The organism is Thermostichus sp. MS-CIW-41 (assembly GCF_054058915.1).
Genome location: NZ_JBSSBO010000071.1, coordinates 1 through 10210, shown reverse-complemented (window position 1 = coordinate 10210; position 10210 = coordinate 1). Strand labels below are relative to the sequence as shown.

Annotated in this window: 10 protein-coding genes; 5 read left to right on the top strand and 5 right to left on the bottom strand. The window is 60.1% G+C overall.

Annotated features, from left to right (window positions below; translation table 11 throughout):
- Nucleotides 1–145, top strand: a 145-nt coding sequence (locus ACVWXE_RS13795; RefSeq protein WP_457490583.1) for a transposase, incomplete at its 5' end; no start/stop codon positions are given.
- 69 nt (nucleotides 146–214) lie between these two features.
- On the opposite strand, the gene ACVWXE_RS13790 is transcribed toward ACVWXE_RS13795, so the two are convergent.
- From ACVWXE_RS13790 to ACVWXE_RS13775, 4 genes are all read right to left on the bottom strand, one after another.
- Nucleotides 215–1603 (bottom strand): MFS transporter, encoded by a 1389-nt coding sequence (locus ACVWXE_RS13790; protein ID WP_457490582.1) that lies wholly within the window; start codon nucleotides 1601–1603, stop codon nucleotides 215–217.
- A 79-nt stretch (nucleotides 1604–1682) separates the two neighbouring features.
- Nucleotides 1683–2423, bottom strand: a complete 741-nt coding sequence (locus ACVWXE_RS13785; RefSeq protein WP_457490581.1) for a Uma2 family endonuclease — start codon at nucleotides 2421–2423, stop codon at nucleotides 1683–1685.
- A gap of 40 nt (nucleotides 2424–2463) precedes the next feature.
- On the bottom strand, nucleotides 2464–3849 hold the full coding sequence (locus ACVWXE_RS13780) for an aspartate ammonia-lyase (protein ID WP_457396139.1): 1386 nt from the start codon (nucleotides 3847–3849) through the stop codon (nucleotides 2464–2466).
- 41 nt (nucleotides 3850–3890) lie between these two features.
- A complete protein-coding gene (locus ACVWXE_RS13775; RefSeq protein ID WP_011432176.1) occupies nucleotides 3891–4202 on the bottom strand; it encodes a hypothetical protein in 312 nt (103 codons plus the stop codon).
- Between the two features lie 310 nt (nucleotides 4203–4512).
- Here ACVWXE_RS13775 and infC point away from each other — a divergent pair, with 310 nt between their 5' ends.
- The 4 genes from infC to raf1 all read left to right on the top strand — a co-directional run bounded on the left by infC (nucleotide 4513) and on the right by raf1 (nucleotide 8840).
- Entirely contained in the window at nucleotides 4513–5019 is a 507-nt protein-coding gene (infC, locus tag ACVWXE_RS13770) for a translation initiation factor IF-3 (RefSeq protein ID WP_457388865.1), read from the top strand.
- Nucleotides 5020–5034: 15 nt separating this feature from the next.
- Nucleotides 5035–5499 carry a thioredoxin-dependent thiol peroxidase gene (gene bcp, locus ACVWXE_RS13765; protein ID WP_457490580.1) on the top strand — a complete coding sequence of 155 codons (465 nt, stop codon included), beginning with the start codon at nucleotides 5035–5037 and terminating at the stop codon, nucleotides 5497–5499.
- 126 nt (nucleotides 5500–5625) lie between these two features.
- Complete coding sequence (locus tag ACVWXE_RS13760; RefSeq protein WP_457490579.1) at nucleotides 5626–7572, top strand: serine/threonine-protein kinase; 1947 nt, start codon at nucleotides 5626–5628, stop codon at nucleotides 7570–7572.
- A 164-nt stretch (nucleotides 7573–7736) separates the two neighbouring features.
- Nucleotides 7737–8840, top strand: a complete 1104-nt coding sequence (gene raf1, locus ACVWXE_RS13755; RefSeq protein WP_457490578.1) for a RuBisCO accumulation factor 1 — start codon at nucleotides 7737–7739, stop codon at nucleotides 8838–8840.
- Nucleotides 8841–8926: 86 nt separating this feature from the next.
- Here raf1 and proB read toward each other — a convergent pair whose 3' ends face one another.
- Complete coding sequence (proB, locus tag ACVWXE_RS13750) at nucleotides 8927–10042, bottom strand: glutamate 5-kinase (RefSeq protein WP_041436197.1); 1116 nt, start codon at nucleotides 10040–10042, stop codon at nucleotides 8927–8929.
- Nucleotides 10043–10210: the final 168 nt, after the last annotated feature.

Sequence of the window (10210 nt, the reverse complement as noted above, 5' to 3'; positions counted from 1 at the left end):
CAAGATATACCGGAAAAATGTGCTGTGGAATGAATCTTATTTCATCGCTTCATGTGGTGGGGTAACAGTCTCGGCATTGAGCCAGTACATTGAAAACCAAGGTACTCCCGCCTCTCATCCCGGCCCAAGCGCTCCGCGCCGCTAGCACGTTCGCTTCAGCGGGCCGTAGGCCATACGTCCTACGGACAGAGGGCGGGGCTTCTCGGCGGTTTAGCTAAGGAGATCTTTCGGTGCTGGGGTGGTATTGTTGCCGTCTTTCTTCCAATTCCATCAGGATCTGCTGATGACGCTGCCGGGTGATTGGGTAGAACCACACCAGCAAGATCCCGCCGATCAAAGCCACTCCCGGTAAGGGGCCAATGGCAACGCGAATGGCCAACAAAGCCGATTCCGGCTGGATGGGCAGGGCCTCTCCGGCCACCGAAGGCACAAAGCCGGCCCAATCCAGAGCTTGCCCCACGAAAAACAGTCCCAGCGCCAGGCCCACCTTTTGTAAGAAGACCATAAAAGCGTAGAAGATCCCCTCCCGCCGCTCCCCGGTTTGTAGTTCATCCAGATCGATCACATCCGGCAACATGGACCAAGGGCCGAGATAGGCCGTAGCAGAAACCCCAATGCCGGCCAACAGAGCCAGCCCAATCATGATCCCTTGCTGCCCGGGCTGGAGGAAAAACAGGCCCGCCTGCGAGATCAGCCAAAACCCCGCCCCGATAAGGTACATGGTGCGCTTGCCCAGATGGGTGCTCAGTTGGGTCCAACCGAACAGCGTCAGCACTGCGATCCCCTGTACCGCCAGTACCACCAAGGAAATCCACACCTCCGGCAGGCCCATCCAAAAGACGATGAAATAAGGGATGATTGTGGCTGTGAACTGAAACGCTAGCCAAGAACACAGGTAGATGCCGCTGACAAACAGGTAGGGGCGGTTGCTGAAGGCCACCCGCAGTTGTTGAACCAGGGGCATGGGATCCCGTTGGGATGGATACCGTTCTCGCACCCCCCAAAAACAGATCAGCAAGGGCACAGCCGAGATCACTCCAAAACAGGCTCCGGCCAGCAGATGGCCGGCAGCCCGATCCGGCAGCAGGTTGACCAAGAGCGGAAAGGTAACCACCGCAACCATGCTGCCCCCTACAGAGAAGGCAAAGCGGAATTGGTTGAGCTGGGTGCGCTCGTCGTAATCCTGGGTCAGCTCCGCTGTCAGGGAGGCGTAGGGAATATTGGCCGCAGAGTAGAAGGTATTGAACAAGAGCGACACCGCCAGGTAGTAGGCAAACAGGGGGCCAATCCGACCGGGAAAAGGGATCCACCACTGGGCCAGGAACGTGAGGCCAAAGGGGAGGGCTGCAAACAGCAGCCAGGGGCGGCGACGGCCCCAACGGGTGCGGGTGCGGTCGCTGAGAATGCCGATGATGGGATCGTTGATGGCATCCCAAAAGCGAGTGATGGCGTAGATGCTGCCGGCTAGGCCTGCCGACATGCCAACGGTATTGGTGAGAAAGGGCAGCAGGAAAAAGATGAGGATGTTGGCCGTCATGCCTGTGCCCAGATCCCCCACCCCATAGGCCAGCTTCGTCCACAAACTGAGTCGCTGTCTGGTCATCATGTCCCCCTGGAATGCCAGGATTCCAGTGTAGGGGGTAGGTGGAGATTTCTTTTTTGGGGATCCCTGGAAAAGCTGATCAAAATTCAGGGTCTTCTCCCAGTTCCCGTAGCCGCTGGGCCAGTCGTTCGGCTCGGGAGCGTTCCAATTCTGCCCGCTGCCGTTCCAATTCAGCCCGTTGCCGTTCCAATTCAGCCCGCTGCCGTTCTAGTTCAGCTCCCGTAGGCAACAATTGCCCTGCCCTATCGTACCAGCGCACCCAAAAGCGTTCTCGCCCCTCGTAGGATCCCCACCACCGACCGATACTCAAGTCCAAATCGGGCAACAGAATTGGGGGATGTTCTCCAGCGCCTGAGCCGGGGAGCAGCTCATAGTGTCCGCCCTGGAGTTGATAAACATTCAGCTCATCGGTCTCCAGCTCGAAGGTGACGTAGTAGGGGATCCGCAGCCGCCTTTCGTAGAGCTGGAATTTGGCTTGTCCGGGTTTTTCTTCCCCCTGGTCGTTGCAGATGATCTCCAAGATGAGAATAGGCAAGATATTCCCTTCATCCCAAACCACATAACTTTTGCGGGCAGTGCCATCCCGCCAACGGGGAACCCCCAGCACCAGAAACAAATCTGGAACAATGACCTGCCGGGGTAGGGCGTAGTAAAGGCCCATACTGCAAGCCACAAAAAAGTCTTGCCGATCTGACCAGTGCAGCAGCAGCGGTTCCCGGAGGAGGGGGTATTGGCGGCCTTGATCCTCGTTGTCCAAGGGGGTGTCGTCTGTATCGGGCAAGTCGTGCTGGGTGGGCCAGCGATAGGGGGCGATGGTCATGGCCAGGCAGGAGCAGTATGCCTCCACTGTAGCGAATGGGTTAGGACTGCATTTGGCTCATCGCCTCCAGATCCAGCACCTTGGCCACCTGTTCCGGGGTCATCAAGTTGCGCTCTAAGACAATCTGCCGAATGGACTGGCCGGTTTCCAAAGAAGCCTTGGCCACTTCTGCAGCTTGCAAATAGCCGATGTAGGGGTTGAGGGCGGTCACCAAAGCCAGCGTCCCTTCTGCGTAGCCGCGGCAGCGCTCCGGTTTGGGGGTGATGCCTTGAATACAGCGCTCGGCAAAGACCCGCAGGCTGCTGTTCAGAATCTGCAGGCTGTGCAGGAGGTCATAGGCAATCAGGGGCATCATCACGTTCAGCTCAAATTGCCCCGCTTGGGCTGCGAGGGTGATGGCGGTATCCAGCCCAATCACCTGGAAACAGACCATGTTCAACATCTCGGCTATCACCGGGTTGTACTTGCCAGGCATGATGGAAGAGCCGGGCTGCACCGGCGGCAGTTGGATCTCCTTCAGGCCGGTCTTGGGGCCAGAATCCATCAGCCGCAGGTCGTTGGCCAGCTTGATGCCATCTTGGGCCAGGTTGCGCAGGGATCCCGACAGATGCACAAAGGGGGCCATGCTCTGCATCGCCGCCATGGGGTGGGGAGCAGGGGTCAGGGGTAGCTGAGTATATTCCGCCAGCCGTTGCACCACCTTTTGCCGGTACTGGGGATGGGTGTTGAGGCCGGTGCCGACAGCGCTTCCCCCCAACCCCAAGCTGCACAGGGCCTGGCTGGCCTCCTCAATCCAGCGACGGTGTTGGGCAAAGATGGCCGCGTAGGCGCCAAAGCTGTCCCCCAGCCGCACTGGCACCGCATCCTGCAAATGGGTGCGACCGGCCTTGAGGATGCCGCGAAACTCTTGGGCCTTCTGCTCCAGCGCCGCTACCAAATTGTCCAGCGTGCCCAGAAAATCCCGTCGCACCCGCAGCAGGGCAGCCAGACGAATGGCGGTGGGGATGACATCGTTGGTGGACTGGCCGTAGTTGACATGGTCGTTGGGGCTGACCCGCTCGTAGCGGCCCTTGGGCTCCCCCAGGATCTCCAGAGCGCGGTTGGCCAGCACTTCGTTGACATTCATGTGGTGGGAGGTGCCCGCCCCCGCCTGGTACACATCCACCACAAACTGATCCCGCAGGGATCCCTGGAGGATCTCATCCGCCGCTTGGACAATCGCCTTGGCCACCTCTGCCGGAATGCACCCCAGCTCGCCGTTGACCTCCGCCGCCGCCTTTTTAATCAGCACGCAGGCCTCCACATACTCTGGCAGGGGCTTGAGGCCGCTGATGGGGAAGTTCTCCAGGGCACGGGCGGTCTGGATGCCGTAGTAAACCGACTGGGGTAGTTGCCGCTCCCCCATTGAGTCTCGTTCGCTGCGCACCTCAGCCAAGGCTTTTCCTCCCCCGTTCGCGGATCCTTGGGCTAGCTTCCGGCAGCCTTCTCTGAGGGTGTCTCGACGGCTGCAGATAAGTTTTGTAAAGTAGCCTGCAACTGCTGGCTGAGGCGCTCGTTGTTCTCTGCCAAGACCAACACCATGGCCGCACAGGCCAGATGCACCCCCGCTCGAAATTCTGCCGAAGACTTGTACTGGATCAGCGCTTCGCTATCCCCTTCCCGCGGGCTGAGGATGAGCTGAACCGACTTTTGGGCCAACTCTGTCAGTTCCCGTTCCGTTAAACCGAGCTGCACCGCTTCTGCCCTCCCTGCTGGCCGACAAACAACCTTTGATCCCATCAGGATCGCCACTTTGGTATCCTACCGCGGTTGTTGCCCCAATCTGGCAGGATCCCCAAGTGAGCGGGCCTTGACAACGCTTGACGGCTCTAGAAAGAGACGGAAAATGCCGGTTAGTATAGGTGCAGCCTGCCTTGGCCTGCGGGCCAGTGGCCGACTTTGATTGGAGAGTCCAAACTCAGGGTTCGGCACTGCTCCGAAGGGGGCTAGTCCTACTTAGCATTTGTCTTGTGTTGTTATTTCGTTGAGAGAGGAAAACTTGACCGTAGAGCATCCACCTGACCGCTTCCCCCGCAAGCAGCGCGCAGAGCTGCCGGCTATCAACGAGCGCATCCGCTTCCCCAAAATCCGCCTTATCGATACCGACGGCACTCAGTTGGGGATCATGAGCCCGCGCGAAGCCCTGCGCCTGGCAGAAGAAAAAGATCTGGACTTGGTCTTGGTGAGCGAAAAGGCCGACCCGCCCGTCTGCCGCATCATGGACTACGGCAAGTTCAAGTTTGAGAAGGAGAAGAAAGAACGGGAGGCCCGCAAGAAGCAACACACTGCCGAGATCAAGGAAGTGAAGTTTCGCTACAACATCGGCGAGCACGACTACAACGTGCGCCTGCGCAGCGCCCAACAGTTCTTGGGGGATGGAGACAAGGTGAAAGCCACGGTGATGTTCCGCGGTCGTGAGGCCCAGCACGCCGAGTTGGGGGAAGAATTGCTGCACCGCTTGTTCAAAGACTTACAAGAAGTGGCGGAAATGCAGCAGCCCCCCCAAAAGGAAGGGCGAAACATCACGATGATTCTCTCTCCCAAAAAATCGGTCTGAGGAGGGATCCCACCCATGCCCCTTGCCGTTGGGGATCCGGCTCCGGAGTTCACCCTGCCCGATGCCGAGGGCAATCCCATCAGCTTGAGCCAGTTGCGGGGACAGCGGGTGGTGCTCTATTTTTACCCGCGGGACAACACCCCCGGCTGCACCCAAGAAGCCTGCGGCTTTCGGGATGCCTACGCTGACTATCAAGCCCACGGCATCGCCATCTTGGGGGTGAGCGCCGACGATGCCCGTTCCCACCAAAAATTTGCCCAGAAGCTGCAACTGCCCTTCCCCCTGTTGGTGGATGAGGGGGCCAAGGTGGCCAGGGCTTACGGGGTCTATAGGCCGAAAAAGTTCATGGGCAAAGAGTACAGCGGCATTCACCGCACCACTTTTGTTATTGATCCGGAGGGGAAGATCGAGGCCGTTATCACCAAGGTCAAGGTGGAAACCCACGCAGCGGAGCTGCTCAAGCAGTTGACCGGCTCTTAGGCTTTCCGGTGGGAGTTCGGCAGACCTGCTGCTGGGCTCGTTGTTCTGGAACCTGAGCCAAGACGGGAACGAAAAGAGCAAAAAAAGATGTAAAGTGCCGGTATTGATTCCTCGTGGGCTAGGGCCGTGTCCCGACGCAGCCGTACCCTCAAGTCGATTCACGACAGCTACCAAATGTTGGGTTTGGCCGGCCAAGGGCAGTACGGGCGTGTATTCTGTGCCCGTCCCCGTCAAGGAGAAGACCTGGTGGCCCTGAAGGAGCTGCCGGCGGAGCGCTTTCCCACCCAAAATCTGCTGCGGGAGCTGCGCCATCTGCTCACCCTCAACCACCCCAACATTACCCGCTGCTACGCCCTCGAACATGCCCGCGAAGGTCGCTACCTGGTGTTGGAGTACTGCGAGGGAGGCACGCTGCGGGAGCTGATCGACCAGGTGGAGCAAGGGCTGTGGCTGCCGGTCAAGCAGGTTTTGGGCTTTGTGGATCAGATTTTGGCCGGGTTAGATCATGCCCACCGGCAGGGGGTGATCCACTGCGATGTCAAGCCCGAGAACATCCTGCTCAAGCCCACGCCCCAAGGCTGGCAACTGAAGCTGACAGACTTTGGCATTGCCCGCCACTCCCAGCCTCTTCCCGATGAGATCAGCGCCACCGGATCCCCTGCCTACATGGCTCCCGAGCGCTTCTACGGTCAGTTTAGCCCTGCCTCGGATCTCTACGCGGTGGGGATCATCCTGCTGGAGCTGTTGACAGGCCGGCGGCCTTTTTCCGGATCCCCCGGCCAGTTGATGCACGCCCACCTCAACCAGCCGTTTGTCTGTCCAGAAGGGATCCCTGCCCCGCTGCGGGAGGTGCTGGAGATAGCCCTACGCAAGTTGCCCTTGCGGCGGTTCCGCACTGCTGCCCAAATGCGGTCGGCTTTGGCGGTGGTTGCCCAAGAGTGGCAAGAGCCGGCCAGTTGTTGGGTTGGCCCTCGCCTGCCCAGATGGCCGCCCCCTGGGGTACAGGTTTGGGATCTGCCGGATCCGGGCTCTGTTGACACTGGCGGGATGGAGTTCCTGGCCGAGCAAAAGTTCTGCATCTGCGAGGATCCGGGCGGCTCCAGATCCCCGCTGCTGTTGCGGGTGACTCCCCAGAGGCTGGAATGGCTGGATCTCCAGAACCTTGCCTCGGGATCCCCTGCTTTGGCCCGTTTTTCCCTGGACGAGCCAATTCGGGCGGTGCTGCCCTTGAACACCTTCCCGGAAGCCCTGGCCTTCTCCCGAAGCAGCCTTTTGCACCTCAGCCCCAGCCGCATCCGCACCTTGCTCAGCTTTGAGGAGGATTGGCAGGCCACCTGGCTGGCAGAGCGACAGGAGCTGGTCTGGGCCACCGCCCAAGAGTTGGGGGCCGTACAATGGCAGCCGGCCACGTCGACAGGAACACAGCCTTTCCCCGATTCCCGCTGTTATTTCCGCTGGCCTTGGCAGGGATCCCTGTCCCGCTTGCTGGCCCTCTCGGAGCATCTGGTTTTGTTGACAGGTGTGGGGCAGCAGTGGGTGGAGATGAGCCTCTTGCCCTATCCCAAGGGACACCATCCCACTGTCGCGACCGGTTGGTCTCTGCAGACGGGATCCCAGCCCATTCGCTATCGCCTGCCCTTGGATCCCGAAGGGGGGGTGATCAGCCTGGGGGAACGGTTGCTCTTCGCGGCAACAGATGGGGGCAAGGAAGGCCAGCAAGGTTGCTGCCCCTATCTCCACTCGGTGCAGGTGAATCCGCTGCGGGTGCGCCGCTGGTTCTTGAAAGGGCAACCTGTCCAGATGGCCAAGGCCCCTTGGGGCGTGCTGCTGCTGTGTCGAGAGGGCGAGCAATCCACTTCCCTCTGGCTGTACAGTGAAAAAGGGGATCCCTTGGCCCAAATAGCTGTGCCTAACGGCTCACAGGTGTTGCAGGTGGGCCAAAGGGGCAAGATTTGGCTGCAGGTGCCCAAAGCAGAGAAATCTCACCTGTCTCAGCTTTGGCAATTGGATCTGAACTGCTTGCCGGTGAGTGGACAGCCTTCCCAGGTGATGCTGTGCGACCCAGCGATCTAGAGTTGCGCCAAGGACTCCGTCCCGCTGTCGCGACCGGACTCGGCCAGAACCGCTATCAGCCCTAAGATCAAGTTTGAAGATCAAGTTTGGCCAGATGCCCGGCCAGCTCTGCTGGGCTGTGGACCAGGGGAGTGGTGATCTGTCCAGCCTGTTGGAGAACAAGCATGAGTCAGTATCTGCCGGAACCTGCTGCTGTGGAGGAGGATCCCAGCTTGTTGGTAGAGCGGCTGCGCCGCAAAGAGGGCCGGTGGCTGGATTGGGCCAAGGCCTGTCAAGCTTTGCAACGACAGAAAATGACTCCCCAGGCCATCTTCGAGGCAACCGGGTTTGAGCCCATTCACCAAAACCAGATCCTTGTTGCGGCCCAGGTTTACGAAGGGATGGCCAAAGCAGGAGCCAGCCCAGCAGTTCTGGGGCATTTTGCCCATAAAGGCAGCGATATCCTCTACGAGTTGCGCATTCTCTCTCCACAGGATCGGGTTCGGGTGGCGGAATTTATCTTCAGTCGCCATTTGAATGCCGCTGATGCTCATGAGATCGCCCGCGCCGTGAAAAATTATGCCCAGCTCCAACAGCTTCCGGAAGGGTTTACGGATCACCCCGGCGATGCGGTAGCCTATCAAGCCTGGAGAACGGCCCAGCAAACCCGCGATCTGCAGGAGCGAACTCGGGCTATCGGTCGAGCGTTTCAGTATGTCCACAGTGATACAGCCCGCCGACAGGTGGAGCAGCTCTTGTCCACGATTGCCACCAGCTCCCGCCCCCAACGCAGCGTTTTGCCCAAGCTGTCCGTGTTTCGCTTGGAAGAAGATCTGCCGCGACTGCTGCCGGTGGCCGGATCCCTGCCTCTTGAAACTGCCGCCTGGGAAGGGATCCCCTCCAGCCAGCCCCAAGGGCCCTTTGGCTGGGTCAACAGCCCGGCGGAGCAGACTTGGATGGCCTTGCCTGCTTGGCCAGTGATTCAAAAGGCCGGGGATCCGGTGATCCTTCAGGTGGAAAACCGGCTTTTGGGATCCCTGTTGGGTTTGCCGGTGCCTGCCGGTGAAGAACAGGATCCGGTTTTGCTGGTGGTCGATCGCGCCGCTCGGGTTTGGGAGGGAGCTCAGATGGCGGGATTTTTCCTGGTGGATCGGGCCGGATCCCTGGCGGTGGAGTGGATAGAAGACTCGCCCTCCTCTCCCCTGTTGGGCCAGGTGCTGATGGCCGTGCGCCCCCCGCGGGTTTTCGATGAGGTGCTGGCTCAGGATCCCTGGCAGTTGGAAGAATAGGCGTTGGGATCCCGCCGTTGTAGCCATTCGTGCTAGTGGTGCAGAGCACCGCGCCTGGACTCGCCCCCATGGCCTCACCCATGGCCTCAATTGAGCAAGGCCAAGTTATCCCGGTGGACGGCAGTATCAACCCCTTCGTAGCCCAGGATGCGGGGAATCTCGGCGGTTTTTTTGCCCTTAATCTGCCGCAGCTCCTCGGCGCTGTAGTTCACCAGGCCCCGCGCCACCTCCTGGCCGCTGGGATCGCACAGGCGCACGGCAGCCCCCGCCTCAAACTCCCCAGAAATGGCTGTGATCCCTGCCGGCAACAGCGAGCGCCCTTGCTCGCACACCGCTCGTACCGCCCCCTCATCCAAAGTCAAAGATCCCTCGGGGATGAGGCCGTAGGCAATCCATCGCTTGCGAGCGCTGGCGGGCTGAGGAGCCGGATCAAAGCGGGTGCCGATGGCCTCGCCGGCCAGAATTGCCGGGATCTGCTCAGGCCGTTTGCCATTGGTGATCACCACCGTTACCCCTGCAGCTGTAGCAATTTGAGCAGCGGTCAGTTTGGTGGCCATGCCGCCGGTGCCCCAGCCGCTTTTCCCCTGGGCTTCGGCCTTCACCTGTAGCGGGATCCCGGGCAACACCCGCTCAATGGGCTGGGCAGAGGGATCTCGGTTGGGGTCAGCCGAATAGAGCTTGTCCACATCGGTGAGCAGGATAAGCCACTTGGCCTGCACCATGCTGGCCACTAACGCCGAAAGCGAGTCGTTATCGCCGAATTTCAGCTCCTCCACTGCCACCGTGTCGTTTTCATTGACGATGGGAATAACCCCCATCTGCAGCAGTTGGGCAAAAGTGCGATTGGCGTTCACGTAGCGGCTGCGCTCCACCAGATCGCCGCGGGTGAGCAGCACTTGGGCAATTGGCTGGTTCAGAGCCGAGAAGAGGTCATCGTAAAGGCGGATCAACCGCCCCTGTCCCACCGCAGCCACCGCCTGCTTCTCGGCAATAGCCGTCGGTCGTTGCCGCCAGCCAAGGCGAGCACAGCCCACCCCCACCGCCCCAGAGGAGACCAAGATCACCGCATACCCCTGCCTGCGCAGGTGGGTCAGCACCTCCACCAGCGGCCCCAACACCGAAAGACGCAACAAGCCGGTCTGAGTATCTGTCAGGCTGGAGGTGCCGATCTTCACCACCACCGTCACGTCTGTTGTTGCCATCGCCGCTCTCAACCCATCCTCCCACCCCTCTATTCACCATAGCGCCACCATAGCGGAGTCAAGACGCAGCTGTATTGACCAAAAGGCGCGGCAAGCCCCGTCCTTCAGGGCAGGGAAGGATAGCGCCGACCGTAGCCGACGCCCTTTAAAAACGCAGTGCCGGCCATG

What these genes read in the sequence shown, in the direction of transcription:
- ACVWXE_RS13775 (WP_011432176.1), bottom strand. Translation starts at nt 4,202, where the DNA reads ATGGGATCAAAGGTTGTTTGTCGGCCAGCAGGGAGGGCAGAAGCGGTG.
- bcp (WP_457490580.1), top strand. Translation starts at nt 5,035, where the DNA reads ATGCCCCTTGCCGTTGGGGATCCGGCTCCGGAGTTCACCCTGCCCGAT.
- ACVWXE_RS13785 (WP_457490581.1), bottom strand. Translation starts at nt 2,423, where the DNA reads ATGACCATCGCCCCCTATCGCTGGCCCACCCAGCACGACTTGCCCGAT.
- raf1 (WP_457490578.1), top strand. Translation starts at nt 7,737, where the DNA reads ATGAGTCAGTATCTGCCGGAACCTGCTGCTGTGGAGGAGGATCCCAGC.
- ACVWXE_RS13790 (WP_457490582.1), bottom strand. Translation starts at nt 1,603, where the DNA reads ATGACCAGACAGCGACTCAGTTTGTGGACGAAGCTGGCCTATGGGGTG.
- proB (WP_041436197.1), bottom strand. Translation starts at nt 10,042, where the DNA reads ATGGCAACAACAGACGTGACGGTGGTGGTGAAGATCGGCACCTCCAGC.